The sequence below is a fragment of the Microbacterium abyssi genome (assembly GCF_015277895.1).
GTDB lineage: Bacteria > Actinomycetota > Actinomycetes > Actinomycetales > Microbacteriaceae > Microbacterium > Microbacterium abyssi.
On the sequence record NZ_CP063815.1, the window covers coordinates 2500705 to 2526641 of the forward strand.

At 67.7% G+C, this 25937-nt stretch carries 22 protein-coding genes; 9 read left to right on the forward strand and 13 right to left on the reverse strand.

What is annotated here, in order from left to right:
• Window positions 1-24: 24 nt before the first annotated feature.
• From IM776_RS12105 to IM776_RS12130, 6 genes are all read right to left on the reverse strand, one after another.
• Window positions 25-390, reverse strand: coding sequence for a holo-ACP synthase (locus tag IM776_RS12105; protein WP_194420343.1), 366 nt, complete (start codon window positions 388-390; stop codon window positions 25-27).
• A gap of 117 nt (window positions 391-507) precedes the next feature.
• Window positions 508-1347, reverse strand: coding sequence for an ABC transporter ATP-binding protein (locus tag IM776_RS12110; RefSeq protein ID WP_194420344.1), 840 nt, complete (start codon window positions 1345-1347; stop codon window positions 508-510).
• Window positions 1344-2207 carry an ABC transporter ATP-binding protein gene (locus IM776_RS12115; RefSeq protein WP_228479746.1) on the reverse strand — a complete coding sequence of 288 codons (864 nt, stop codon included), beginning with the start codon at window positions 2205-2207 and terminating at the stop codon, window positions 1344-1346. Before IM776_RS12115 ends, IM776_RS12110 begins: the two co-directional genes overlap by 4 nt.
• The gene (locus tag IM776_RS12120; RefSeq protein WP_194420345.1) at window positions 2204-3205 is read right to left on the reverse strand and encodes an ABC transporter permease; all 1002 of its coding nucleotides are present in this window, start codon (window positions 3203-3205) and stop codon (window positions 2204-2206) included. The genes IM776_RS12115 and IM776_RS12120 overlap by 4 nt, the downstream gene beginning before the upstream one ends.
• Window positions 3198-4193, reverse strand: coding sequence for an ABC transporter permease (locus IM776_RS12125; protein ID WP_194420346.1), 996 nt, complete (start codon window positions 4191-4193; stop codon window positions 3198-3200). Before IM776_RS12125 ends, IM776_RS12120 begins: the two co-directional genes overlap by 8 nt.
• A 44-nt stretch (window positions 4194-4237) precedes the next feature.
• A complete protein-coding gene (locus tag IM776_RS12130; RefSeq protein ID WP_194420347.1) occupies window positions 4238-5932 on the reverse strand; it encodes an ABC transporter substrate-binding protein in 1695 nt (564 codons plus the stop codon).
• A 179-nt stretch (window positions 5933-6111) separates the two neighbouring features.
• Between IM776_RS12130 and IM776_RS12135 the strand changes: the two genes are divergently transcribed.
• Entirely contained in the window at window positions 6112-7656 is a 1545-nt protein-coding gene (locus IM776_RS12135; RefSeq protein WP_228479747.1) for a family 20 glycosylhydrolase, read from the forward strand.
• Window positions 7657-7663: 7 nt separating this feature from the next.
• Here IM776_RS12135 and IM776_RS12140 read toward each other — a convergent pair whose 3' ends face one another.
• Window positions 7664-8845: an ROK family transcriptional regulator gene (locus IM776_RS12140; protein ID WP_194420348.1), complete on the reverse strand. Its 1182-nt coding sequence runs from the start codon at window positions 8843-8845 to the stop codon at window positions 7664-7666.
• Window positions 8846-9117: 272 nt separating this feature from the next.
• Between IM776_RS12140 and IM776_RS12145 the strand changes: the two genes are divergently transcribed.
• Entirely contained in the window at window positions 9118-9945 is an 828-nt protein-coding gene (locus IM776_RS12145) for a type IV toxin-antitoxin system AbiEi family antitoxin domain-containing protein (RefSeq protein ID WP_194420349.1), read from the forward strand.
• 181 nt (window positions 9946-10126) lie between these two features.
• Here the strand turns inward: IM776_RS12145 and glmS are convergent, their stop codons facing one another.
• The 3 genes from glmS to IM776_RS12160 form a co-directional block, all read right to left on the reverse strand.
• On the reverse strand, window positions 10127-11968 hold the full coding sequence (glmS, locus tag IM776_RS12150; protein WP_194420350.1) for a glutamine--fructose-6-phosphate transaminase (isomerizing): 1842 nt from the start codon (window positions 11966-11968) through the stop codon (window positions 10127-10129).
• Window positions 11969-12043: 75 nt separating this feature from the next.
• Entirely contained in the window at window positions 12044-12997 is a 954-nt protein-coding gene (gene coaA, locus IM776_RS12155) for a type I pantothenate kinase (protein WP_194420351.1), read from the reverse strand.
• Between the two features lie 49 nt (window positions 12998-13046).
• Window positions 13047-14051 (reverse strand): hypothetical protein, encoded by a 1005-nt coding sequence (locus tag IM776_RS12160; RefSeq protein ID WP_194420352.1) that lies wholly within the window; start codon window positions 14049-14051, stop codon window positions 13047-13049.
• A gap of 96 nt (window positions 14052-14147) precedes the next feature.
• Here IM776_RS12160 and IM776_RS12165 point away from each other — a divergent pair, with 96 nt between their 5' ends.
• Window positions 14148-15089: a Ppx/GppA phosphatase family protein gene (locus tag IM776_RS12165; RefSeq protein WP_194420353.1), complete on the forward strand. Its 942-nt coding sequence runs from the start codon at window positions 14148-14150 to the stop codon at window positions 15087-15089.
• A 119-nt stretch (window positions 15090-15208) separates the two neighbouring features.
• Complete coding sequence (locus IM776_RS12170; protein ID WP_194420354.1) at window positions 15209-15775, forward strand: dihydrofolate reductase family protein; 567 nt, start codon at window positions 15209-15211, stop codon at window positions 15773-15775.
• A 10-nt stretch (window positions 15776-15785) separates the two neighbouring features.
• Here IM776_RS12170 and IM776_RS12175 read toward each other — a convergent pair whose 3' ends face one another.
• The gene (locus tag IM776_RS12175) at window positions 15786-17846 is read right to left on the reverse strand and encodes a copper-translocating P-type ATPase (protein WP_194420355.1); all 2061 of its coding nucleotides are present in this window, start codon (window positions 17844-17846) and stop codon (window positions 15786-15788) included.
• A gap of 92 nt (window positions 17847-17938) precedes the next feature.
• Here IM776_RS12175 and IM776_RS12180 point away from each other — a divergent pair, with 92 nt between their 5' ends.
• The 4 genes from IM776_RS12180 (at window position 17939) to IM776_RS12195 (ending at window position 21463) form a co-directional block, all read left to right on the forward strand.
• The gene (locus IM776_RS12180) at window positions 17939-18817 is read left to right on the forward strand and encodes a metalloregulator ArsR/SmtB family transcription factor (protein ID WP_194420356.1); all 879 of its coding nucleotides are present in this window, start codon (window positions 17939-17941) and stop codon (window positions 18815-18817) included.
• A 21-nt stretch (window positions 18818-18838) separates the two neighbouring features.
• Complete coding sequence (locus IM776_RS12185; protein ID WP_194420357.1) at window positions 18839-19237, forward strand: arsenate reductase ArsC; 399 nt, start codon at window positions 18839-18841, stop codon at window positions 19235-19237.
• A complete protein-coding gene (locus tag IM776_RS12190; RefSeq protein ID WP_194420358.1) occupies window positions 19234-19956 on the forward strand; it encodes an MIP/aquaporin family protein in 723 nt (240 codons plus the stop codon). Before IM776_RS12185 ends, IM776_RS12190 begins: the two co-directional genes overlap by 4 nt.
• Window positions 19957-20152: 196 nt before the next feature.
• Window positions 20153-21463: a UDP-glucose dehydrogenase family protein gene (locus IM776_RS12195; protein ID WP_194420359.1), complete on the forward strand. Its 1311-nt coding sequence runs from the start codon at window positions 20153-20155 to the stop codon at window positions 21461-21463.
• Window positions 21464-21508: 45 nt separating this feature from the next.
• On the opposite strand, the gene IM776_RS12200 is transcribed toward IM776_RS12195, so the two are convergent.
• A complete protein-coding gene (locus tag IM776_RS12200) occupies window positions 21509-23800 on the reverse strand; it encodes a LuxR C-terminal-related transcriptional regulator (RefSeq protein ID WP_194420360.1) in 2292 nt (763 codons plus the stop codon).
• 46 nt (window positions 23801-23846) lie between these two features.
• Between IM776_RS12200 and IM776_RS12205 the strand changes: the two genes are divergently transcribed.
• A complete protein-coding gene (locus tag IM776_RS12205; RefSeq protein ID WP_194420361.1) occupies window positions 23847-25166 on the forward strand; it encodes an MFS transporter in 1320 nt (439 codons plus the stop codon).
• On the opposite strand, the gene IM776_RS12210 is transcribed toward IM776_RS12205, so the two are convergent.
• Window positions 25060-25917, reverse strand: coding sequence for a class C sortase (locus IM776_RS12210; RefSeq protein WP_228479748.1), 858 nt, complete (start codon window positions 25915-25917; stop codon window positions 25060-25062). The two genes, IM776_RS12205 and IM776_RS12210, sit on opposite strands and share 107 nt — an antisense overlap.
• Window positions 25918-25937 lie beyond the last annotated feature (20 nt).

The window sequence follows — 25937 nt, forward strand, 5'->3', positions numbered from 1 at the left end:
TGGACGCCTCGTGGAACGGCACGCTCACGCGGCGCTCTCGATCCGCTCGGCGATCACGAACGCGGTCGCAAGGCCGGCGTCGTGCGACATGGTCAGATGCAGGCTGGTGATGCCGCGCTGCTCGATGGCGTCGGCGGTCGTGCCGGAAAGGCGGAAGTACGGCTTGCCGGACTCCTCGGACCCGATCTCGATCTCGGTCCAGTGCACGCCGTCCGATCCGCCGAGCGCCTTGATGAGGGCTTCCTTCGCGGCGTAGCGCGCGGCGAGCGACGGCAGCCGCAGCTCGCGCTCGGTCGGGGCGAACAGGCGCTCCATCAACCGCGGAGTCCGGGACATGGTGCGCTCGAACCGCGGGATGTCTACGAGGTCGATGCCGGTCCCGATGATCACCGCTCCAGCCTACTCGGGGCGATGCCGTCGCACGGATGGCTGGGCACTTGCGCGGCTGGCCGCCGGATCGCCGCAGATCGACGGCCATTCGTGCCGATCCTCAGCCATCCGTACGGGTCAGGCCCGGGCGAGATCCCGCCGCACCTCGTCCCGCAACCGCCCGAGGTTCTCTGGTTCGGGCGCCGCGTCGAGGAGACGCTTGGTGTACTCGTGCTGCGGGTTGAGGATGATCTCGTCGCTGGGCCCGCGCTCGACGACATCGCCCCGATACAACACCATGATCTCGTCGCTGAAATGACGGGCCGTGGCGAGGTCGTGCGTGATGTACAGCACGCCGAGGTCGTCCTCACGCTGCAGCTGGGCGAGCAGGTTCAGCACGCCGAGGCGGATCGACACATCGAGCATCGACACCGGCTCGTCTGCCACGATGAACCGCGCACCGGGAGCCAGCGCCCGCGCGATCGCGACGCGCTGCCGCTGCCCGCCGGAGAGCTCGTGCGGACGGCGGTCGGCGAAGCTCTCGGCGGGTGACAGCCGCACGCGCTCGAGCAGCTCGAGCACGCGCAGGCGCACCTGGTCGCCCTTCAGCTCGGGGTGGTGCAGCCGCACCGGGCGCTCGAGGTGGTGCATGATCGTGTGGTACGGATTCAGCGAGGCGAACGGATCCTGGAACACCATCTGCACCTCGGAGCGGTATGCGGCGACATCGCGCGCCCCCGAACCGGTCGCCTTCCCGTCGAGCAGGATCTGACCGGAGGTCGGGGTCTCGAGCTTCATGAGCATCCGGGCGATTGTCGACTTGCCCGAACCGGATTCCCCCACCAGAGCGATCGTCCTGCCTGCCTCGATCGTGAACGAGACGTCCTTGACCGCGTGCAGGATCGAGGTTCGGAAGCCCGAGCGCAGCGTGAAGTCCTTGACCAGGCTGCGGGCCTCAAGGCTCGGTTTCGCGTTCATCGGACCTGCTCCTGACTGATTTGCGCTCCCGTGCGCACGAAGTCGCCTCGTTCGCCGCGCAGGCTGGGGAAGCTCGACAGCAGTCGTTTGGTGTACTCGTGCTGCGGGTTACGGTAGATCTCTTCGGACGTTCCCTGCTCGACGATCTGCCCCTGCAGCATGACGGCGATCCGATCGCTGATCTCGATGAGCATCGGCAGGTCGTGCGTGATGAAGATCACGGCGAAGCCGAGCTGTTCGCGCAGTCGCATGATCTCTCGGATGATGTCGCGCTGCACGACGACGTCGAGCGCGGTGGTCGGCTCGTCCATGATCATGACCTGCGGGTCGAGTGCGAGCGCCATGGCGATCATCACCCGCTGACGCATTCCGCCCGACAGCTCGTGCGGGAAGCTGGTGAGCCGGGTCGGGTCGACGCCGACCAGGGTGAGCAGTTCCCGTGCACGCTCCTTCTTGGCCGCCCTGCTCATGCCCGGGCGGTGCGTGTCGAAGACGTCGAAGATCTGGGCTTTGACGCTGATCACCGGATTGAGCGAGTTCATCGCGCTCTGGAAGACCATGGAGATCTTGTCCCAGCGGAACGCACGCAACTTCTCCCCCGTGAGCCCGACGATGTCGATGTCGTCACCGCTGCGGTCATGGAAGACGATCTCACCGCCGGTCATCAGCGCTGGAGCGTTCAGGAGTCTGTTCAGCCCGTAGGCGAGGGTCGTCTTGCCGCAGCCGGACTCACCGGCGAGCCCGAGGATCTCACCGCGGTTGAGCGTGAGCGACACATCGCGCACCGCCTTCACGGGAGGGTCGACTTCGTACTCGATCGACACGTTCCGGGCGCTCAGCACCGGCTCGACGACGCTCACGCGGCGACTCCCTTCGACATGACGGCCTTGCGCACATTACGCGCGGCCTGCGGCGAGCTGCGCAGCTTCGGGTTGATGATCTCGTCGATCGCGAAGTTGATCAGGGCGAGCCCACAGCCCAGGGCGGCGATCATGATGCCCGGCGGCACGAACCACCACCACGCACCCTGACCGAGCGCCTGCCCCGACTGCGCCTCGTTGAGGATGGTTCCCCAGGTGATCGAGTCGGTCGGCCCGAGCCCCAGGTACGACAGGCCTGCTTCGCCGAGGATGGCGAAGATGATCGCGAACAGGAACTGCGCGGCCAGCAGCGGCAGTAGGTTGGGCATGATCTCGATGAGGATGATGCGGAGCGAGCGCTCGCCGGCGACCTTCGAGGCATAGACGTAGTCGCGGGTGCGCAGCGAGCGGGTCTGCAGGCGCAGCACGTAGGCGGCGCCCGCCCACGAGGTGATGCCGAGCACGAAGGCGACCAGCTGCAAGCTTCGCACGGGGGCGAATGCGGCGATGACCATCACGAGGGGAAGGCCGGGGATCACGATCATGATGTTGGTGACCAGCGCGAGCACATCCTCACGCCAGCCGGAGAGGTAGCCGGCCAGGACCCCGAAGATCAGCGACAGCACGATGGCGATGCCGCCGGCGATGAGTCCGACCATGAGCGAGCCCTGCGCGCCGTGCGCCAACTGGGCGAGCACGTCGTACCCGAGTTTCGTGGTGCCCAGCAGATGCTCGCTCGACGGCGGCGACAGCGCCGGGTTCTGCGAGTTGCGCGGGTTCTGAGTGACGAGCGGCGCGATGATCGCGAACAGCACGATCGCCGCGACGAGCAGGATGCCGACGACGAGCTTCGGCGTCATCGTGGGCAGCACGGCTCTGAGCCCGCTGCGCCGCTTGGGCTGGGTGACGAGGGCCTCGGTGCGCGGCGGGGAGGCGACGACCGCGTCATCCTCGATGATGGCCAGCTCGGCGGGGTTCCGCGTTGTGGTGTCAGACATTCTGTCGTGCCCTCGGGTCGATGAACCCGTAGACGAGGTCCATGAAGAAGTTGGCTGCGAGAACCGCGATGGTGATCACGAGGAAGACGCCCTGCATCAGCGCGTAGTCGCTGTTGAGCACAGCCTGGAACATCAGTTTTCCGACGCCCGGGTAGGTGAACACCTGCTCCATGACGATGGAGCCGGCCACGACGAAGCCGAGAGTGATCGAGAACCCGGCGATCGAGGGGATGGCGGCGTTGCGTGCGGCGTAGGTGGTGAGGATGCGGCGCGGGCGCAGTCCCTTGGCCTCCGCCGTGGTGATGTAGTCCTCGGCGAGGGTCGAGACCATCATGTTGCGCATGCCGAACAGCCAGCCGCCGACCGAGCTGAGCACGATCGTGAGGGCGGGGAGCACGGCGTGAGTGGCCGCGTCGGAGATGAACGCCCACGTCGGCGCCGGGCCATCCGGGAAATCGAAGACGTCGTAGCCGCCGAAGATCGGGAACCAGCCCAAGCCGACCGCGAACACGGCGACCAGGATCAGTGCGAGCCAGAAGTACGGGATCGACTGCAGCACGGTGGTGGCCGGGATGATGTTGTCGACCCAGGTTCCGCGCTTCCAGCCGGCCCAGGCACCGAGCGCGACACCGAGCACGAACGAGATGACCGTGGCGACGCCCACCAGGATCAGGGTCCAGGGCAGCGCCTCGGCGATGAGCTCGGTCACCGGCGCCGGGTACTTGGTAACCGACACGCCCAGATCCCCCTGGAACATGCGGCCCCAGTAGCCGAGGTACTGCTGCCACAGCGGCTGGTCGTCACCGCCGAGCAGCAGCTTGATGTTGCGGATGGTGGATTCCGACACGTCGCCGCCTGCGCGCTGCAGTTTGGCGATCATGATGTCGGCGGGGTTGCCTGGCATCATCCGCGGGAGCAGGAAGTTGAGCGAGATCGTGGCCCACAGCGTCACCGCGTAGAACCCGATCCTTCGCAGGTAGAACTTCATCTCAGATCGTCCTCGTCACTTCCTGCTCCCACGGATGCATGTCGTTACTTCACCGGTTCCAGGTGCTGCAGGATGTATCCGGCGGCGATCGCACCCCAGGACGGCGGGAAGGCGTACAGGTCCTCCTCGGTCGGCCAGCCGGTGTAATCCGCGGAGTTGTAGAAGGTCTGCGTGGCGTTGATCACGAGGGGGATGTACGGCAGATCACGGACGATCTCGTTCTGGATCGTGCCGTACAGCTCGAGCTTGGTCGCCTCGTCATCCGTGCCGATGGCGGCCTGGACGGCCTCGTCCACCACGGGGTTGCTGTAGCGGCTGAAGTTCCAGCGCCCGGTGGGAACCTCGCTTCCGACAGCGCTCGTCGACGCGACGGCCTCGCCACCGAACCAGTCCCGGTAGATCTGGAACGGATCCGCCACGGAGGTGCCGATCATGCCGCCCATGATCAGTTCGTACTGACCGGTCTGACGCGAATCGGAGAACTCCTGCCACTGCACGGTGGAGGCGTTGATCTTGATTCCGGCCTCGGCCGCCTGCTCGGCGATGAGCTTGGCCGCGTCGTTGTAGTCCGTCCAGCCGTCGACCGAGGTGAGACTCATCTCGACGGTCTCACCGTCCTTCGCGTAGAACCCGTCGTCGCCCTTCGTGTACCCCGCAGCCTCGAGGATCTCGCCTGCGGCGGCGGCGTCGGGGCTCTGCGGACTCGTCGCATTCGCGGGGTCGGCGACCCACTTCTCATCGCGCGGGAGCAGCGCGAAGGTCGGCGAGATCTCGCCCGTCAGTCCGACGAAGGCCTTGTCCTTGATCGTGGTGCGGTCGATGGCGGCGTTCAGCGCCTGCCGAACCGCCACGTCCGTCTGCGCGCCGGTGCAGCCGAGGTCGGCGTTCGCGCAGGTGTAGAGCACCGTGGGATCCTGCGGAGTGTTGATCCACTCGATCTTTCCGTTGCCCGTGACCGAGTCCGGGTTCGGGATGAACATGCCGGCCCAGTCGAGCTTGCCGGCGGCGAGCAGATCCTGCGCGGTCTGGTTGTTGTCGACGGCGATGTACTGCACGGACTTCACGCCGAGCTCGTCCGCGTCTCGGAACTCGGGGTTGGCGACCAACGAGTACGACTCCTTCGTCGTCTTGTCGACGACATAGGGCCCTGAGCCGACCGGCTCCTCGTTGGCGAAGGTCATGTAGTCGCCGACCTCGGACCAGACGTGCTCGGGAAGGATGTAGCTGGAGCCCATGCGCTGGAACTCGGTGGTGTACTGCGGGGTGTCATAGGTCAGCACCGCGGTGGTGTCGTCGGTCGCCTCTGCGGAGACCAGCCCGTTGCTCTCCGGGTTGTTCGCTTCGTACAGGAACGAGAAGACCACGTCGTCGGCGGTCAGCGCCTCACCATCGGACCACTTGAGCCCGTCCTTGATCGTGACCGTGATCTGCGTGCCGTCCTCGTTGTACTCGTACGACTCGCCGATGAGGCCGACCGGCTCGGTGTCCGCTGTCTTGTTGAAGAAGAACAGGGGCTCGTAGATGGGACCGAGCGCGCCGTGGAGCACGGTCGGCGCGAACGGATTGAAGTTCGCCTCGATGGGCGTCTGACTGCCTGCCCATACGCGGAGCGCGCGATCGGATGACGCGTCCGCCGAGTCGTTCTCGCCGCCGGCCGAGCAGCCGGTGAGTGCGAGGGCGAGAGCTGATGCTCCCGCCGCTGTGGTGAGCGCAATTCTGCGCGAGGTCCTACTGGTCATTTCGACTCTTCCTCTCGGTGCTGCGTTGCATGAGGGGTAAAACGTCCTCGTTTTCAAACCGCATGGGTTTGTTAGGACAGTAACCTAACAAAAGGCGCAGGTTGAGACAAGACCCGATCTCGCGGGCGAGGATCGCCCGAACCCTGGCGCGACTCGTCGAGCCGCGCTACGTTTTGTTCATGGTCTTAACTGATGCGACGACGCTCCCGCAGGATCCGATCGACTCAGCCCTTTCGATGCCGCTGATACCGCTTCCGGTTCACGTTCGGCTCGCAGAGGGACACCTCCTCCTCCCCTCTCTCGGAATCGAGGGCGACCCCGTGACCGCCGCGCTCGTGCGACACGATCTGCAGCGGCTCAGCGGCGAGGCACAGCCGGAAGGAGAACCTGCGAAGGCGAGCGTCTCGCTCGCCCTCGTCGACGACACCAGCACCCCGCAGGGGTACATCCTCGACACCCGCGGTGACGGCATCCGCATCGTGGCTCGCGACTCCGCTGGTCTCTACTACGGCACGCGCACGCTGCTGCAGCTGCTCCAACGCACCGGCGAGGGCTGGAGCGTCCCACGCGTACTCATCGAGGACGCTCCCCGGTTCGCGTACCGCGGCGTGATGCTCGATGTCGCACGTCACTTCTTCACCGTGGACGAGGTCAAGGCGTACGTCGACCGTGCGACCGCACTGAAGTTCAATCACCTCCATCTGCACCTCACCGACGACCAGGGCTGGCGCCTCCAGATCGATTCCTGGCCGCTGCTGACCGAGCGCGCCTCCGAGGGTGATGCCGGCGATGGCCCCGGCGGGTTCTTCACGAAGGACGACTACCGGGAGATCGTCGGGTACGCCGCAGAGCGGCACATGATCGTCGTGCCGGAGATCGATCTCCCCGGGCACACGCACGCGATCGGCGTCGCCTACCCCGATCTGGTCGAAGAACCCTGGCTCACCGACCAGATCGTCGCCGAGGCGGGGCGGCTGGCGCAGCCGGTCCCCGTGCATGGCGAGCACTTCTCGGGCTGGGCGGTGGGGCACTCGTCGCTGCGCATCGGCGAGGAGCGCACGTACGACTTCGTGAAGGACGTGCTCGACGAGGTAGCGGCGATGACTCCCGGACCGTACCTGCACATCGGCGGGGACGAATGCCTGGGCACGGCGCCCGCGGACTTCGCCGCCTTCATGGAACGTGCCACGCGTCTCGTCAGCGAGACCGGAAAGACCGCGATCGCCTGGCACGAAGCCGGAGCCGCGCACGACATCGCCGAGGGCACCGTCGGCCAGTACTGGGGATCGGCGGTTCCGCAAGGCTCGCATGCCGAGGAGGCGACCCGCTTCGTCACCCGCGGCGGCGGCCTGATCCTGTCGCCCAGCGATCGCACGTACCTCGATATGAAGCCGGATGCCGGCTTCCCGCTCGGACTCGACTGGGCGGGCATCATCCCGCTGCGCACGGCGTACCACTGGGACCCGGCGGATGTCGTCCCCGGTGTGCCGGAGAGCGCCATCCTCGGCATCGAGGCGCCCCTGTGGAGCGAGACCGTCGAGTCGCTGAAGGATGCCGACGCACTGGTCTTCCCGCGCCTCACGGCTCACGCGGAGACAGCGTGGTCGGCGCGGGAAGGCGCGGGCCGCACGTGGGAGTCCTACCTCAGCCGTCTCAACGCCTTGGTTCCGGTGCTGCAGGCGTCGGGTATCGATGTGACCACTGCGGCCGCCGACGAGAGTTGAGGCGCGTCTACGAGATCCCGAGCTGATCCGAGAGGACGGTGACGGCGGCGCCGCGAAGCACGATGTCCGCCTGAGCGGTGAGTCGGATGGCGACGTCTTCGAATACTCCGCTGAGCGTGCGTGCGTGCAGATTCTCGACAGCGGCCTCGATGAACGCGTCGGCCAGCAGATCGCCTGGTGCCGACAGCACGATCTCGGAGAGATCGAGAGCCGCCACGATCGGCGCGAGTGCGATTCCCATCCGCGCGCCCGCGTCGCGCAGGATGTCATCGCGCGCCTCGGGGTCGGCCGCGATCGCCGACGTGAGCCGGCCGACGTTGACCCATGCCTCAAGGCAGCCGTCTCTGCCGCAGATGCATCGCGGACCGCCATCGGTGCCGATCACCACGTGCCCGATCTCACCGGCCGCGAAGCGACTGCCCGTGAGCGGCTGACCTCCGGAGACGAGCCCCGCGCCGACACCGCGTCCGATCTTGATGAGCATGAAGTCGCTGCGCTGGGCGCCGTACGTGTACTCGGCAAGGGCTGCCGCGTTCGCGTCGTTGCGGACGATGACCGGGAGCCCAAGAGCCAGGACGGCCCGCTCCTGCAACGGCAGGTCGTGCCACCCGAGGTTCGGAGAGTCGAGCACCATTCCGTCGACGCGCACCACTCCCTGCGTGCCGATGCCTACGCCGAGGACCGGCCGATCCGATGCTGCGATGAGCCGCTCGGCGAGGTCGAGCACCACGGCGACGGCCGCTTCCCCACCGTCGTCTTCGGGACGGGCGACCGTCTCACGGGCGATGACCTCGGCGTCCAACGTCATCACGGCGCCTTCGAAGCACTCCGCGCCAGACATGTCGATGCCGATGATGTGGTGGCCCGCACGGTCGACATCGACGAGGATGGCCGGTTTGCCAGGCCCGGACGCCTCACGCACCCCCATCTCCTTCACGATCGCCTCGGCGATCAGCTCACCGACGAGGTCCGAGATCGTCACCCGGGTGAGCCCGGTCTCGCGGGCCAGATCGGCTCGGCTCATCGCGCCTGCGTGATAGAGCGTCTGCAGCACGAGCGCGCGATTGTGCCCGCGGGCGTACTCGGGTAGTACTTTGACGCGCGAACGGAGGCCTCGAGGGCGTTCGAAGCCGCGCACCGAGGCCTCGGAGCGGTGTGCCGTCGCCTTCGATCGGTCCGACTCGAGCATGTTTGTTAGTAAACCTTACGAACAACGCCGGTGCAACCGATCGGATACTGCCCCTCTCGCCTCACCCGCCTCGACGCCCCACCCGCCCGTACGCATGGCTGGAGTTCCGCACACCCGGCCGCGCGGGTCACGGCGTGTCGCCGGCCATCCGTGCTCCATCGCAGCCGACCGTACGTCGTCACTCGTTCTGCACAATCGCCCATGCACCGGAATTCGTCCACAATCGTCTGTTCGGGCAACGCGATCGAGGCGGAACGAGACACTATCTCGGCATGGTCAGCGCATGTCAACTCGTCGATCACTTCGGCGGCATCGCTCGCGGCCGCGAGCTCACCGCGTTCGGGTTCACCCGCCGGATGCTGTCGGATGCTGTCCGCAGGGGCGAGATAGCTCGGATCCGTCCGGGCGTCTTCGCCACGGCATCCGCTCCTCTCGCCGCACGCATCGCTGCCGATCACGGCGGCGCGCTCACCTGCGCCGGCGCGTTGCGGCATCACGGTATATGGGTGCTGCATGACGACCAGTCGCCGCACGTCTGGATGGGTCAGGCCGGCCGAGCGCACCACGAGCGGTGTCGGTGCGTCGTCCACTACCGGCAGGGGCGCATGCGGCTGGGAGTGGCCGACGCGGAGCACGCTCTCATCGACGCCTTCCGCTGCCATGGCGAGGAAGTCTTCTTCTGCGCTTTCGAGTCGGCGTGGAACAAGCGGCTGATCGGGGCAGGTGAGCGGAGCCGCATCCGGAAGGCTCTTCCCTCGTCCGCGCGCTGGCTTGTCGACTTCGCGCACCGGGACTCGGAGAGCGGTCTCGAGTCGCTCGTGCGACTGCGGCTGCATCTGCTGGGAATCACCGTGCAGGCCCAGGTGGAGATCCCCGGTGTCGGACGAGTCGACTTCGTGATCGAGGGGCGGGTCATCCTCGAAGCGGACGGAGCAGAGCATCACGGGGGTCAGCGGCAACGACATCGGGACCTGCGCAGGGATGCGGCAGCATCCGCCTTGGGCTACGAGTCAGTCCACTTCGACTACGCGTTGATCGTCCACGACTGGCCGACGGTCGTCGCCGCTGTACTCGCCACGCTCGGCCGATCGCGCGGTTGATCGTCGCGACGGACGATACGGATGGCTGGTGCTTCGCACACCTGGCCGCGCGAATCGCACGGACTCCCAGCCATTCGTGCGAACCTCCAGCCATCCGTCCCGAGCGGGATGCCGGGACAGCGGGATGCCGGGACAGCGGGGTGCCGGAACAGCGGGATGCCGGGACGGCAGGATGCCGGGGCTATTCGACCGTGACGGACTTCGCGAGATTGCGCGGCTGGTCGACGTCCAGGCCCTTGGCCGTGGCGAGGGCCATGGCGAAGATCTGCAGCGGGACGACCGCGAGCACGGGCTCGAACATGGCGCCGGCGAGTGGGATGTGGATGACCTCGTCCGCGAACGGCAGGACCGCGGCATCCCCCTCTTCGGCCACGACGATCACGCGAGCGCCGCGTGCGCGGATCTCCTGGATGTTCGAGACGACCTTGGAGTGGATGAGCGCGGAGTGGCGCGGCGACGGCACGATGACGAAAACCGGCTGACCGGGCTCGATGAGCGCGATCGGGCCGTGCTTGAGCTCACCGGCTGCGAAGCCCTCGGCGTGGATGTACGAGATCTCCTTGAGCTTCAGCGCGCCCTCGAGCGCGATCGGGTAGCCGACGTGGCGCCCGAGGAAGAGCACCGAGCGGCTGTCCGCCATCCAGCTCGCGAGCTGCGAGACGTGGTCGTGCTCCTTCTCGAGCACAGACGCGATCTTCTCGGGGAGCGAGACGAGCTCCTCGACAGCGGTCGCATCTTCCAAAACAGCGCGCACGCGGCCCATGTGCAGGCCGAGCAGGAGCAGCGCGGTGATCTGCGCCGAGAACGCCTTGGTGGATGCAACGGCGACCTCGGGCCCGGCGTGGGTGTAGACGACGGCATCCGACTCTCGGGGGATCGTCGCTCCCTGCGTATTGCAGATGGAGAGAGTCCGCGCGCCGCGCTCGCGCGCATACTTGACGGCCATGAGCGTGTCCATGGTCTCGCCGGACTGGCTGATGGAGATCACGAGCGTGTCGTCGCCGATCACCGGGTCGCGATAGCGGAACTCGTGCGCGAGTTCGACGTCGGTCGCGACGCGGGCCCACTGCTCGATCGCGTACTTGCCGACGAGCGCCGCATAGGATGCTGTGCCGCACGCCGTGATGATCACGCGGTTGATGCCGATGAAGAGCTCGTCCAGTCCGTCGAGCTCGGGGATGACGACCTGTCCGTCCTGCACGCGGCCGCGGATGGTGTTGGCGACGGCTTCGGGCTGCTCGGCGACCTCCTTCGCCATGAACGAAGACCATCCGCCCTTCTCAGCGGCGGCGGCATCCCACGACACATCGAACGGCTCTGACTCGACCGGCGTGCCGGCGAAGTCCGTGACGGTGACCTCGGAGGGCGTGATCGAGACGATCTGGTCCTGGCCGATCGCGAGCGCCTTGCGGGTGTGCTCGACGAAGGCGGCGACGTCGGATCCGAGGAAGTTCTCCCCCTCGCCGAGGCCGATCACCAGGGGCGAGTTGCGGCGAGCGCCGACGACGAGACCGGGGTGGTCCTGGTGCATGGCGAGGAGCGTGAAGGCGCCTTCGAGGCGGTTCACGACGTTCTGGAACGCCGTCTGCAGGTCGGGGTTCTTCGCGTACTCGCGGCCGAGGAGCGCCGCGGCGACCTCGGTGTCGGTCTCGCTGAGGAACTCGACGCCCTCGGCGATGAGCTCGTCGCGGAGCGGCGCGAAGTTCTCGATGATGCCGTTGTGGATGACGGCGAGCTTGCCGTCATCGGCCAGGTGCGGGTGGGCGTTGAGGTCGGTCGGGCCGCCGTGGGTGGCCCAGCGGGTGTGGCCGATCCCGGTGGTGCCGTCGCCGAGAGGCGCGTCGGCGAGCGAGTCGCGCAGCATGCTGAGCTTGCCCGCCTTCTTGCGCATACCGAGCTGGCCGTCGGCGTCGATCACGGCGATTCCGGCGGAGTCATAGCCGCGGTACTCGAGGCGCGCGAGGCCGGCGATCAGGATGTCCTGGCTGGGGCGCGGGCCCACGTATCCGACGATTCCACACATGGTGTCAAGAATAAGCTGATGATTTTGCAAGGGTTCCGAACGAACGGGATGCTGCGCGCATTGCTCCGTCGCGTGTCAAAGCTTCCGCAGCAGCACGCTCTCCACGTTGTGGTCGATGCCCTTGTTCAGCACGAGCGTCGCACGGTGCCGGGTGGGCATCACGTTCTCGATGAGGTTGGGCATGTTGATGTCGCGCCAGTATCCGAGCGCGGTCGTCTCAGCCTCTGAATCGGTGAGATGCGCGAACACGTTGAAGTAGGACGAAGGGTTGGCGAACGCGCCCTGCCGCAGCGCCAGGAACCGATCCACGTACCACTTCTCGATGTGCGACGGATCGGCATCGACGTACAGAGAGAAGTCGAACAGGTCGCTGACGGCGACATCGTTCGGAGCGGGTGGAGGCTGCAGCACGTTGAGCCCCTCGACGATCACGACATCCGGCCGCCGCACGACGACGCGGGCATCCGGCACGATGTCGTACCTCATGTGCGAGTAGAACGGCGCGCGCACTTCGGCGGCGCCCGACTTCACTTCGGTCAAGAACTCCAGCAGCGCCCGCCGGTCGTACGACTCCGGGAAGCCCTTGCGGTCCATCAGGCCGCGCCGCTCGAGCTCGGCGTTCGGGTACAGGAACCCGTCGGTCGTCACCAGCTCGACCCGCGGCGTCCCCGGCCACCGGCTCATCAGCTCGCGCAGCAGACGCGCGATCGTCGACTTGCCCACCGCGACCGACCCTGCGACTCCGACCACGAACGGGGTCGTGACGTCCTCCTCATCGAGGAACGCGCTCGTCGCCGCGCCCAGCCGCTTCGTGGCCGACGCGTACAGGCTCAGCAGCCGGCTCAGCGGCAGATACACCTCGCGCACCTCGGTGAGGTCGAGCCGGTCGCCGATGCCGCGCAGCTCGACGACCTCGGTCTCGCTCAGCGGCTGGTCGAGCCCCTTGGCCAATCGCGCCCACTCCGCGCGTCCGATCTCGCGGTACGGCGACAGGGGCAGCGTGGGGTCGGCGGTGGTCACGGCATCCATCGTATCGGCGCGGCCCCGAGCTCACCCGCCCCGATCCGGATGCCGTCGCTCACGGCCGCACCCGAACCGAGGCTCTCGGCACCAGCGCCCCTGGGTGGTCACCGTCGGGCTTCGCCTGCAGAGTGAATCCTCCGTCGGCATCCACGGTGATGACGCCCGTCACGACGACCGGATCTCCGACCGTGAGCAGTCGCGTGCGGATCTGCCGGACGCCAAGCGCTCGCGCATGCTCGGACAGCGCGCGATCTGCGAGACGGATCGTGTCGATCGTCGCTTTCACTCCCGGGCGTCCGCGCATCTCGACGCCGTCCGGCTGCACCCGGATGAAGGCATCGCCGACGAGCACGTAGAACTCGGATGCTTCGCCGTCGAAACCCGCGTGCTCATCCGAGTTCGCGAGCCCCGGCATCCACCGGCCCTCGAGGTAGCCGGTGCTCACGCCGCGATCGGCGGCACTTTCCTCCCAGTTCTCCTGCGTGGTGCCGTCGATGCGCCACGACACGCACGCGCTGCCGTGCAGCGGGTCGCGGAGCATCGGCTCGCCGGGGACTGTGACGATGGCTCCGTCGAAGCTGCGCAGACCCGGCGTCGTGGGTTCCCGCCGCTGAACGCCTTGCAGCACCCGCCACCGGGCGTAGTCCCACACGAGGAAGGCCAGCCACAGCACGGTGGCGATGAACCAGGCGCCGATGAACCAGATCGCGGCTACCCGGCCCTCGGATTCCGACGGCATCGCCGCCCCGGATCCATTGAGATTCACGATCCAGAACGAGAACGCCGACCACACCCCGAACGAGGCGAGCAGAGCGAGGAATGCGCAGGCGACGGCGATCCGCGGCACGCGGAACGCGTCCATCTCCCGCGCCCATGCGCCCGCCAGTGCCGACAGCGCGATCCCGGCGGCGAGCGCGACGATCACCGCCAGGACGACCTGTCCGCCCCAGTCGGCACCTCGAACCCACGGCCAGGCGCTGCGTGCGTGCTCGGCCGTCACGAAGAGCAGGATCGCCCCGACGAATCCCAGCAGTAATGTCCACCCCAGAAGAACGCGCATCGTCTCCCCTTGCGCTGCGGATCCTCCCCAGTGGGATCCTGCGGTCATCATGACAGAACACCGAGGCGAAGACCACTGCGCGAGTAGTCTCGTTCTGTGCGCCTGGGAATCCTCGACATCGGGTCGAACACCGTCCACCTGCTCGCGGCGGACGCCCGTCCCGGCGGACGCCCGCTTGCGACGACCAGCGATCGCTCCGTCGTGCGCCTGATGCGCTTCCTCACACCGGAGGGCGCGATCAGCGAAGACGGAGTCCGCGAGCTCGTGGATGCCGTCACCCGCGCGCGGCGGATCGCCGAGACCGAGCGGGTCGAGACGCTGCTCGCGACCGCGACGAGCGCGGTCCGCGAAGCGCTCAACGGCGAAGAGGTCATCGCCCGTATCGAGCAGGCGCTCGGCCAGCCCCTGCAGGTGCTCACCGGCGAGCAGGAGGCGGAACTCACCTTCCTCGCCGTGCGGCGCTGGTTCGGGTGGGATGCCGGACGCATCCTGCTGCTCGACATCGGCGGCGGGTCGTTCGAGTTCGCCGCCGGCGGCGACGAACTGGCGGAGGTCGCGGCATCCGTGCCTCTCGGCGCCGGGCGCATGACCGTCCAGTTCCTGCCCGGCGATCCGCCCGGTGAGGATGCCGTCGAGCGACTGCGCGCGCATTCCAGGGAGGTGCTGGCGCCGGTGGCGGCCAGGCTCAACGCGCTGCCGAGCCCCGATCACATGGTCGGCTCGTCCAAGGCGATCCGATCGCTGGCGAACCTCGCCGGTCGAGAGGTCTCCGGGCTCGGCTTCGACCGGACCGTGATGTCTCGTTCGGCGTTGAAGTCGTGGATCCCGCGGCTCGCCCGGATCCCGGCATCCGCTCGTCAGGAGCTGCCGGGGATCACGCCCGATCGCACGCTGCAGATCGTCGCGGCCGCCGTCTGCCTGCACACCGCGATGAAGATGCTCGACATCGACGAGATCGAGGTGTCGCCTTGGGCGCTGCGCGAGGGCGTGCTGCTGCGTTACACCGAGTCGATGACCTGGGGCGGCGTCGGGATCTGAGTTCCGGCCAGGCCGCCCGCGAGCCCGCCGACCCCGCGACCCAGAGACAAAGGGCGGCGCCGACAGTAGTCTGAGTGCGGTCCGGTGAAACGCTGCGCGCATCAAGGAAGAGCGACGAGATGAGACCGCTGAGATACTCGATCAACGTCACACTCGACGGCTGCTGCCATCACGAGGCAGGGCTCCCGCCGGACGAGGAGTCGATGCGCTACTGGACCGCTGAGATGGAGCGCGCCGATGCGCTGCTGTTCGGCCGGGTGACCTACGAGATGATGGAGTCGGCGTGGCGCCGGCCAGCCGGCGGCACCTGGCCCGACTGGATGGACGAGTGGGAGATCCCGTTCGCCGAGACCATCGACCGGAAGAAGAAGTATGTCGTCTCCAGCACGCTGAGCGAGGTCGATTGGAATGCAGAGCTGGTGCGAAGCGATTTGCGGCAGACGGTTCAGCGACTCAAGCAGGAGCCGGGCGAGGGCCTGTGGGTCGGTGGAGTGACGCTCCCTGCGGCGTTGGCGGATCTAGGGCTCATCGACGAGTACGAGTTCCTGGTGCACCCGGTCGTCGCCGGACACGGTCCGACGTTGCTCGCCGGTCTGCGTGAGCGCATCCAGCTCGAGCTCGTGGATCGCCGCGAGTTCCGGTCCGGGGCGGTCGCCCAGCGATACCGGCCGGCGCTCCGAAGCTGAGCGCCGCGCGTCAGCGGCCGGCGACCACGCTCTCGGGCCGGATGTCCAGCCGCCGCAGCAGCTGCGCGTTCACTGCGACCACGATCGTCGACAGCGACATCAGCACGGCGCCGACCGACATCGGCAGCACGAAGCCGAACGGGGCGAGCACGCCGGCGGCGAGCGGAACCGAGATGAGGTTGTACCCGGCCGCCCACCAGAGGTTCTGCTTCATCTTGCGGTAACTGGCCCGAGACAGCTCGATGATCGACAGCACCGCACGCGGATCGTCGCTCGCGAGGATCACGCCCGCCGACGCGATGGCGACGTCGGTGCCGGCTCCGATCGCCACGCCGACGTCGGCCTGCGCGAGGGCGGGGGCGTCGTTGACGCCGTCGCCGACCATCGCCACACGGCGCCCTTCGTCCTGCAACTGCTTCACCTTCGCGGCCTTGTCCTCCGGCCGGACGCCTGCGAAGAACCGGTCGATGCCCAACTCGGACGCCACGGATGCCGCCACCGCCTCCGCATCGCCCGTGATCATCACGACCTGCACGCCGCGAGCGTGCAGCGCCTCGATCGCCTCGCGCGATTCCCTGCGCACCTCGTCGGCGAGCCGCAGCACTCCCGCCACATGACCGTCGACGAGCACATGCAGGATGATCGCTCCCTCTCTCCGCCACTCCTCCGCGATCGGAAGCTCGCCGGCGCTCTCCTGCTCGAGCAGGTACGGCCCGCCGACCTGCACGACCTTCCCATCGACGTCCGCGCGCACGCCGACCGCCGGCGACGAGGCGAATCCCGACGCCCCGGGCACTGCGAGGTGCGATGCCGCATTCACGATCGCCTTCGCCAGCGGGTGCTCCGAGTCGCCCTCTGCACCGGCCGCCAGCGCGAGCAGACGATCGGCGTCGATCCCCTCGGCGGGGTGGATGCCGGTGACCGCAGGCGTGCCCTTGGTCAGGGTTCCCGTCTTGTCGAACAGCACGGTGTCGACAGTGCGCATGCTCTCCAGCGCCAGCCGGTCCTTGATGAGCACACCGCTGCGCGCGGCCCGCTCGGTCGCGATCGACACGACCAGCGGGATCGCCAGGCCCAGCGCATGCGGGCACGCGATCACCAGGACGGTGATCGTCCGCACCACGGCGGCGTCCGGCATCCCGAGCAGCGTCCACACCGCGGCGGTGATGACACCGGCGGTCAGCGCGAACCAGAACAGCATCGCGGCCGCGCGGTCGGCGATGCGCTGCGCGCGCGAACTCGAGTTCTGCGCCTCGGTCACGAGCTTCTGGATGCCGGCGAGCGCCGTGTCGTCGCCGATCGCTGTGATCTCCACCCGAAGACCCGAATCCGTGGCGACGGTTCCGGCGACGACCGGGTCGCCGTCGGCACGGCGCACGGTGCGGGACTCTCCGGTGATCATCGACTCGTCCATGCTCGCCGCGCCCTGCACGACCTTCCCGTCGGCGGGCACGCGGCCGCCGGGCCGAATCACGACGACGTCGCCGACCCGCAGTTCCGCAGGCGACACGGTGACGGTGGTGCCGCCCTCGACGCGCTCAGCCTCGTCGGGCAGGAGCGCTGCCAGCGAGTCGAGCGCCGAGGTGGTCTGCGCGAGCGAGCGCATCTCGATCCAGTGTCCGAGCAGCATGATCACGATCAGCAGTGCCAGCTCCCACCAGAACTCCAGCTCGTGGTGCAGCATCCCGAGGCTCGCGCCCCACGACGCGAGGAACGCGACCGTGATCGCCAGCCCGATCAGCAGCATCATGCCCGGCGCACGTGAGCGCAGCTCCTGCACGGCTCCGGTGAGGAACGGCGCACCACCCCACGCGTACATCGCGGTGCCGAGCACCGGCGAGATCCACGCCACCCATCCCGCTTCGGGCAGCTGATAGCCGAGCAGCATCGCGAACATGCCGGAGAAGATGATCACCGGAACGGCGAGCACGAGCATGATCCAGAACAGCCGCCGGAACTGCCCGACGTGATCCGCGTGATCCGCGTGACCCGCGTGCTCGCCATGACCGTGGGCCTGCACGGGCACCTGCTGGTGCTCGGCATGGCTCATGGTGTGATCGTGCTGACTCATCAGACCTCCTGCGGTAGTCACCCAATACCCCTAGGGGGTATAAGTCACGCCCTCGTCCCAGCATTCCATACCCGCGAGATAGACTCCCGTCTATGAATTCCGCGGTGGACGCCGGAGCACTGACCGCGCTCGCTGATCCCACGCGCGCACGTATCGTGCAACTGATCCAGGACGCCGACGGTGGTCGCGCCCTCGTCGGCGGACTCGCCGAGGCGTTGCAGCTGCGCCAGCCCACTGTCAGCCACCACATGGGCGTTCTGCATTCCGAGGGCGTGGTCACGCGCGAGCGCGAGGGGCGCCGGGTCTGGTATTCGATCGACCCCGAGCAGGCCGATCGGGTCTCCGCCATCCTCGGCCCGCGCGACGCCGCCGCGCTGAAAGCCTCACCCGACCTCGACCGCATCATCGACGATCTCGCCACGCGCTACCGCGGCACCTTCAACCGCGAGACGGTCGCGCGTTGCGTGGAGGAGAGCCACGACTTGCTCAAGCAGAGCGGCGATACGCATCTGCTCGCCTCGCGCACAGCGCGCTTCGCCTCCGATCGCCTCGATGACCGCAAGGCCGCCACGAGCAAGACGGCAAGGCCCTCAGTCCTTTTCGTCTGCGTGCAGAATGCCGGGCGTTCGCAGTTGGCCGCCGGCATCCTGCGCCAGCTCGCGGGCGATCGGGTCACGGTGCGCACGGCCGGCTCGGCGCCGGCATCCGAGGTTCGCGCCGCGATCGTCGCCGCTCTCGACGAGATCGGCGTCCCGGTGGGCGGCGAGTTCCCGAAACCTCTCACCGACGAGACCGTCAAGGCGGCGGATGTCGTGATCACGATGGGATGCGGTGACGCCTGCCCTGTCTATCCAGGGCGCCGCTACCTCGACTGGGATCTCGAGGATCCGGTCGGCAAGCCGATGAGCACCGTACGCGAGATCCGCGACGACATCGATCGCCGCGTCCGCGACCTCTTGAACGATCTATAGATAATCATCTATGCTTTCACCATGACCAAGCCCACCGTCCTCTTCGTCTGCGTCCACAACGCCGGCCGCTCCCAGATGGCCGCGGGTTTCCTCCAGGCCCTTGCCGGCGACCGCGTCGAGGTGCTGTCGGCCGGCTCCGAGCCCAAGGATCAGATCAATCCGGCCGCGGTGTCAGCGATGGCTGAAGAGGGCATCGACATCGCGAACAACACCCCGAAGCTCCTCACTGTCGATGCGGTGAAGGAGTCCGACGTGGTGATCACGATGGGATGCGGCGACGCGTGCCCGATCTTCCCGGGCAAGCGCTACGAGGACTGGGAGCTCGACGACCCCGCCGGTCAGGATGCCGACACCGTTCGCCGCATCCGCGACGACATCCGCAGCCGGGTCGAGACACTGATCGGCGAGCTCCCCGAGTGAGCCCGCACCCGCTCTGGCGGCGTGCGCTGGCCGAGTTCCTCGGCACCGGGATGCTCGTCACCGTCGTCGTCGGATCCGGCATCGCCGCGCAGAGATTGTCGTCCGACACCGGGCTCCAGCTGCTCGAGAACGCCCTCGCCACGGCGATGGGGCTCGGCGTGCTCATCGTGTTGCTCAGTCCAGTGTCGGGTGCGCACTTCAACCCGGCCGTCTCGCTGGCCATGACGATTCTCAATCGCCACTCTCCCGACGGACTGCTCAAGCGCGAACTCGTCACGTACTCGGCCGCCCAGATCGTCGGCGGGATCGGTGGCGCCGTTCTCGCGAACGCGATGTTCGACGTGGCACCGGCGCTCTCCACGATCGACCGCGCGACGCCGGCCACGTTCCTCGCCGAGGTGGTGGCGACCGCCGGTCTGGTGCTGGTGATCACCGGGCTCAGCCGCGCCGGCCGTTCGGTTCCTGTCGTAGCGACGGCGGTGGGATGCTACATCGGCGCCGCTTACTGGTTCACGAGCTCCACGTCGTTCGCGAACCCGGCCGTCACGATCGGCCGCGTCTTCACCGACACGTTCGCGGGCATCGCCCCGGCATCGGTGTTGCCGTTCGTCATCGCTCAGCTTCTGGGCGCATGCGTCGCAATCTGTCTCACCGTCGCACTCTTCCCGCGTCGGGCCACGCACGCCGCTAAGGGCGACGTAGTATCCCGATCACACTGAGAGGCCCTAGCCGCTCCCTGAGCCTGTCGGAAAGCCGACAACGGCGACCTCAGCAGCTCAACGAGCGGCGTTCAGCCGAATGCGTTAGCGAAAGCGGACAGGTTCGAGACGACGCCCGCAAGCGTCCGTCCGGCATGCGGACAAGCGGACATGCACCATGATGGAGGGAGTGTCTGTTCGGGGGAAGGAACTCTACATGCGGCTCTCTGTCATCGGTTGCGGATACCTCGGAGCCGTGCACGCGGCGGCGATGGCGTCGATCGGCCACGAGGTCGTCGGTATCGACGTCGATGCTGGCAAGATCGAAGCATTGTCGAAGGGCGAGGCGCCGTTCTTCGAACCGGGCCTGCAGGAGATCCTTTCCGAGGGCATCACTTCTGGGCGGCTCTCGTTCACGACCGACATCTCCGCCGCCGAGGGCGCCGCTGTGCACTTTATCGGTGTCGGCACGCCACAGCAGCACGGGGGGTATGCCGCCGACCTCACGTTCGTGAACGCGGCGTTCGCTGCGCTCCTCCCGCATCTGAGCGAGGGAGACATCGTCGCTGGAAAATCCACCGTCCCGGTGGGCACGACCGCCGAACTCGCTCCGCGAGTTGCGGCAACGGGTGCGACGCTTGTGTGGAACCCAGAGTTCCTCCGCGAAGGTTGGGCCGTGCAGGACACCATCGATCCCGACCGTCTCGTGGCGGGTGTGCCCGAGGGCGCGGACGGCGAGCGCGCGGCGAGGATCCTCCGCGAGGTCTACCACCCGGCCGTTGCCAAGGGCACGCCATTCATCGTCACCGACTACGCGACGGCCGAGCTCGTGAAGGTCTCGGCGAATGCCTTCCTCGCGACCAAGATCTCGTTCATCAATGCAATGGCCGAAATCGCCGAGGTGACCGGCGCCGACGTGACCCAGCTCGCGGATGCCATTGGTCATGACGTGCGCATCGGCCGACGATTCCTCGGTGCCGGCATCGGGTTCGGCGGCGGATGTCTCCCCAAGGACATCCGCGCGTTCGCTGCTCGCGCCGAGGAACTCGGGCGCGGTGAGTCGGTGAACTTCCTGCGCGAAGTGGACGCCATCAATATGCGTCGCCGCGACCGTGCCGTGGAACTCGTAACCGAGGCACTCGACGGACGCGTTCACGGAAAGAAGATCGCGGTTCTCGGTGCTGCTTTCAAGCCACACAGCGACGATGTGCGCGACTCCCCCGCGCTCGACGTAGCCGTACGCCTGAAGGGCCTGGGCGCCGAGATCGTCGTCACCGATCCGCAGGCGATCGACAACGCCCGCCGCGTGCACCCGCAGCTCACATACGTCGCCGATCGCGACGAAGCGTTGCGCGATGCGGATGCCGTGCTCCTGGTCACTGAATGGGACGAGTACCGCCGCGAGATGGATCCGGAGCATGTCAGCGCGTTGACGCACGGACGTGTGATTGTCGACGGCCGCAACGGCCTGGATGCCGCGGCTTGGCGCGCCGCCGGGTGGACGTACTACGGGATGGGACGGCCGTAACGCGGCCCTGAGCCAGCCGGCGGCGGCCCCAGCCGAGGTGATCCCTCAGCCGGTCGCCGTCGGAGCTAAGAGCCCGTGCGCGATCGCGGCCGCGAGGGCCTCATCCCGCGACGTCGCACCAAGCTTGCGATACAGCGTCCGACGCTGCGACTTCACGGTGTTCGCCGAGACATGCAGGCGCTCGGCGATGTCGTTCACGTTCGTACTCTCGACGAGCTCGTGGAGTATCACACGCTCACGTTCGGTGAGTTTGGGAGCCATGCCAGGAGCGCCCCCGGCCGGCGGGCCCCACGGCACGGCGACGTCGAACAGTTCGCGATCCTCGGCTGTCAGAAGGAGAAACGGCGTCTTCAATCCGTAGGCGTCTGCAACCGTGCAGGCTCGACGCGCGGCAACAGCGGCGTCCCCGGAGCGCCCGAGTCGACGCAGCACGACCGCCTCGAGCACGGCGAGACTCGTCCGTTCCTCGGGGCTCTCGGCGGCGATGCTTCCCAGCATCCGCAATGCCCTCTCGTACTGGCCGTCGAAAACGGCCACGTGTGCGACGCCGATGGTCACGAGGGCGGCATCGCCACCTCGCGGCGCGAACGCGCGGGCCGCCTCGTGGTCGCCGGCCGCCAGCGCGAGAGACGATTCTGTGAGGTCGAGCAGACGGGTATACCACCGCGACAGTCTCGACCCGCGGCTGCGGCGCAGCGCACGGAATCGCTCGAGTCCGCCGCCGGCGCGTCCGCGGCAGATGTCGATCAGAGCGCGCATATGTGCGAGCAGTGGCCAGTACTCGACGGTGTCGATGATGTGCCACACACTGTCGATCGCCTCTTCGGCGCCGTCGAGGTCGTTCCGCTCGACGGCGATCTTGGCCTGCGCTATGCGCAGCAGACATCCGGCATACTCGTTCAAGACGGCATCCGGCCAGGGACGCTTCAACGCCGTGTCGACCCAGTTCTGGGCGGTGACGAGGTCTCCGGCGAGGGCATTGATGGCCGCGAGGCCGCCATACGAGAGCAGGTCCAGACCAGGGCGGTCTGCGGTCGCCAGCCCCCGCTCGAACTCCGCGAGGGCGTCGTCCCGCACTCCGCCGGCCATGAGGCTGATTGCGGCGTGCGTGTGCAGGTCGCCGAGCAGCCCGTGAATGGCGTGGTACTCATCGGCAGGCAGTTCGCGGAGGATCCGCGATGCCGCCTGCGCAGCCTTCACACCGCCGTCGCCGACTCCGAGAAGTCGCTGCAGCACCGATTCGATCAGACGGAGCAACCCGCGTTCCGCTGATCCAGCTGGTGCGCTGCGGGCTCCGATGAGCGCGATGCCCATCAGCTCGATCGCACGCACCCTGTGCTCTCGTCGAGCGTTGTAGATGAGCGCCTGGGCCATCGCGATGACCGGCCAGCGCCGCAGCTCCCACAAATGGATGCCGCGCAGCACCGCCGCAATCGTCGCGCCATGCATCCGCAGCAGCGGCATGCCCCCGCCTCGTAGCGCGGCGTCCACGACGGCGAGCGACCCAGCGGCCGCACCCTCGACGAGTGCGCCGTACCAGGCGCCCTGCGCGATCAGAACCTCTGCGGCCCGGTTTCGCACCGCCTCCGGATCATCGGTCGGGTGCGCCTTCGCAGTCGCCGCCCGCACGGGCGCTGTGAGCACGAACAGCGGGTGCCCGGCATCCACTGTCCACTGCCCCATGCCCGCCCGTTCGGCCTCATCGATGAAATCCGTCGGTCCACCGAGCTCGCGAACGAGCTCATGAGTAAGCACCTCGGGAATCGCGAGACCGACGTGCTGACGGTCCAGAGCTCCGGGTCCGAGACCGGCGAGCGCCCCGGCGACGATCTCCGCCCTGGTCGTCTTCAGCTGAGCGACGGCTCGCACGGCTGCGGGCGACCCACCGGTCGCGAGGTGCACGGTGCGCGAGTCGAGCTGCGATGAGAGGTTCGAGAGGTACTCGCTCGTCTCATCGACGGTGAAGGACAGTCCGTGGACGAACTCTGCTTCCTCCTCCGCCGGCACTGCGCTGCGACTGCGCACAGCGACGCGGACGAGAAGCTGCGGACGCGTGCGGCGCAACGAACGGATGCGTTCCCACCCCTCTGTATCCACCCCGTCCGCGTCGTCGATGATGAGCACGGCACCCGCGGCGTCTGGGATCGCGTCGGCGGAGGCCCAGGTCACGTTCGTCTGGTGGATCGCCCATTGCCGCAGCAGCGTGGAGGCTCCCGAGCCGATGGGCCCGACGAGGGCGACGAAGGGGGCGGGAGTCGCGAGGGCGTCCATGAGCCGGGGGCGCTCCAGCAGCGTCGACGACGTCGGCGACGCCGTCACCGATACCGCTGAAACCATGCATCTCACTCTAGCTAGAGTGCTGTGTTGGAGATCGGAGGCCGTCATGCGAGCACGCACCAGGGCATACAGCGCAGAGCGGCGAACCGTCTACCTGCTGGCGGCGGTCAATCTCGTCGCCCTCGGATCGCTCACCGCGCCCGTCGTCGCCGCCATCCCGCTGAAGATCGACGCCCTGCTGCCCGAAGAGCATCGCGCGTCGGCGCTCGCCACAGTGCTGACTCTCGGCGGCCTTGCAGCGCTGCTCGCGAACCCGTTGTTCGGCGCACTCTCGGATCGCACGCGGAGCCGGTGGGGCAAGCGCCGGCCTTGGATGCTGGGCGGCACGCTCGCGGGCCTCGTCGGCGTGGCAGCACTCGCGGTCGCAGACTCTCTCCCGGCGATCATCGTCTCCTGGCTGTGCACCCAGACCGCCTACAACGCCGTGCTCGCCTCCGCAGCTGCACTACTCGCCGACATCGTGCCCGACAGCAGACGAGCCGCGGCGTCGGGAGTGTTTACTGCCGCCGCGTTCGTCGGCACGCTGCCGCCGCTCGTGCTCGCGGCTCTCCTCCCCCGCCACGTCGATCTCGTCACGTTCGCGATGCCCCTGGTCGCGCTCATCGTCGTCGGCTTCGCACTGAGCATCCGCGAATCCACATCGCACGCACACGCACGGGCGCCGAAGAGCCCGGCAACATCGCGCCGTGGCATCCGGATCGCTTCCTTCTCGTCCGCCTTTGCCGCGGTGTGGCTGCAGCGGCTGGCGATGCAGTCGGCATTCTCTCTCGCGACGGCGTTCACCATCTACCTGATCATCGACCGGATGACGAAGGATCCGGTCGATGCGACACCGATCGCCATGATCGCCACGCTCGCTGGCGGATCCGGCATCGTGATCGGCGCAGCCGTGGGAGGCGCCTGGGCATCACGGGTGCGGCGCTATCTTCCGTTCCTGGTGTGCGGCGCACTGGGGCTGGCCGCAGGCGCAGCGACACGCGCGTTCGCAGATGCACCGATCATCCTGTGGATCGCGACGACGATTGGCGGCCTCGCGGTCGGAGCGTATCTCACGGTGAATCTTGCGCTGGCGATGCGCGTCATCCCCGGCAGCCGTGCGGGCACGTATCTCGGAGTGCTCAACGTCGCCGAGACGATTCCGCAGGTGCTCGCGCCGATGGTCGCCGCCGCCCTGCTGCGCGTCGGTCAGGGCGACCCGGTCTCCGGCGCGAACGACAACTACCTGGTGCTGTACGGCACCGCGGCAGCCGTCGCGCTGCTCAGCCTTGCGACTCTTCCGGTGCTGCGTCGCGCGTCCGCTGCGCGCGTCCCGATCGAGGACGAGTCAGGACGAGGATCACCAGAACACCTGCCAGCAGACCGATGACCCACCACGGGAATCCGGGATCGATGACGTCGTCGGTCACCGCGACCCGGTCGATGCTGCCCGCGGCGGGTGGTTCGATCCGTTCGCCTCGAACGAGCAGTCGGTGGGAGTTGATGCCGATCGGCGTGCAGGTGACCAGGGTGACGTAGTCGCCCCCGGCGATCTGGCGCAGCGCGTCGGTCTGGTTGGGCTCCACGGTCAATATCTGGTCGACGGAGTAGTAGAGGACTTCGTTCAGGACCGTCACGGTGAACACGTCACCGAGCTGCAGCTCGTGCAGATCGGTGAACAGCGTCGAGTTCACGAGCCCGGAGTGCGCGGTCAGCACGCTGTGGGTGCCTTCTCCGCCTACAGGGAGTCCCGATCCATAGAGGTGGCCGGCACCCTGGGCGAGGGTGTTCTCGTCGGTTCCGTGGAAGACGGGCAGATCCACGGCGATGGTGGGAATGCGGATACGGGCCATGACATCGCCGGGCAGGCCGCCGAGCAGCTGTTCATAGCCGTCGCGCCCACCGGCGATCTCACTCTGTGAACCGTCGGCGTCGAGCGCATAGGGGTCCCGCAGCGGCCCATCCGGGAGTCGGTCGTTGTACTCGTGCGCGGCGGCGAGCACGCCCTGTACGACGTCGTCGTCAAGCGCGGCGACGTCGTGGACGTACCCGTTCACGGCGGTGGCGTGAACGCGGGCGGAGAACCAGGATGCTGCGGACGGGTACAGCAGCACGCATAGTCCGACGATCGTCAGAGCCACGATGACGATCCGCTGGGTGT

What these genes read in the sequence shown, in the direction of transcription:
- IM776_RS12130 (WP_194420347.1), bottom strand. Translation starts at nt 5,932, where the DNA reads ATGACCAGTAGGACCTCGCGCAGAATTGCGCTCACCACAGCGGCGGGA.
- IM776_RS12135 (WP_228479747.1), top strand. Translation starts at nt 6,112, where the DNA reads ATGGTCTTAACTGATGCGACGACGCTCCCGCAGGATCCGATCGACTCA.
- IM776_RS12110 (WP_194420344.1), bottom strand. Translation starts at nt 1,347, where the DNA reads ATGAACGCGAAACCGAGCCTTGAGGCCCGCAGCCTGGTCAAGGACTTC.
- IM776_RS12125 (WP_194420346.1), bottom strand. Translation starts at nt 4,193, where the DNA reads ATGAAGTTCTACCTGCGAAGGATCGGGTTCTACGCGGTGACGCTGTGG.
- IM776_RS12140 (WP_194420348.1), bottom strand. Translation starts at nt 8,845, where the DNA reads ATGCTCGAGTCGGACCGATCGAAGGCGACGGCACACCGCTCCGAGGCC.
- IM776_RS12195 (WP_194420359.1), top strand. Translation starts at nt 20,153, where the DNA reads ATGCGGCTCTCTGTCATCGGTTGCGGATACCTCGGAGCCGTGCACGCG.
- IM776_RS12175 (WP_194420355.1), bottom strand. Translation starts at nt 17,846, where the DNA reads ATGAGTCAGCACGATCACACCATGAGCCATGCCGAGCACCAGCAGGTG.
- IM776_RS12120 (WP_194420345.1), bottom strand. Translation starts at nt 3,205, where the DNA reads ATGTCTGACACCACAACGCGGAACCCCGCCGAGCTGGCCATCATCGAG.
- IM776_RS12170 (WP_194420354.1), top strand. Translation starts at nt 15,209, where the DNA reads ATGAGACCGCTGAGATACTCGATCAACGTCACACTCGACGGCTGCTGC.
- glmS (WP_194420350.1), bottom strand. Translation starts at nt 11,968, where the DNA reads ATGTGTGGAATCGTCGGATACGTGGGCCCGCGCCCCAGCCAGGACATC.
- IM776_RS12185 (WP_194420357.1), top strand. Translation starts at nt 18,839, where the DNA reads ATGACCAAGCCCACCGTCCTCTTCGTCTGCGTCCACAACGCCGGCCGC.
- IM776_RS12160 (WP_194420352.1), bottom strand. Translation starts at nt 14,051, where the DNA reads ATGCGCGTTCTTCTGGGGTGGACATTACTGCTGGGATTCGTCGGGGCG.
- IM776_RS12180 (WP_194420356.1), top strand. Translation starts at nt 17,939, where the DNA reads ATGAATTCCGCGGTGGACGCCGGAGCACTGACCGCGCTCGCTGATCCC.
- IM776_RS12145 (WP_194420349.1), top strand. Translation starts at nt 9,118, where the DNA reads ATGGTCAGCGCATGTCAACTCGTCGATCACTTCGGCGGCATCGCTCGC.
- IM776_RS12200 (WP_194420360.1), bottom strand. Translation starts at nt 23,800, where the DNA reads ATGGTTTCAGCGGTATCGGTGACGGCGTCGCCGACGTCGTCGACGCTG.
- coaA (WP_194420351.1), bottom strand. Translation starts at nt 12,997, where the DNA reads ATGGATGCCGTGACCACCGCCGACCCCACGCTGCCCCTGTCGCCGTAC.
- IM776_RS12205 (WP_194420361.1), top strand. Translation starts at nt 23,847, where the DNA reads ATGCGAGCACGCACCAGGGCATACAGCGCAGAGCGGCGAACCGTCTAC.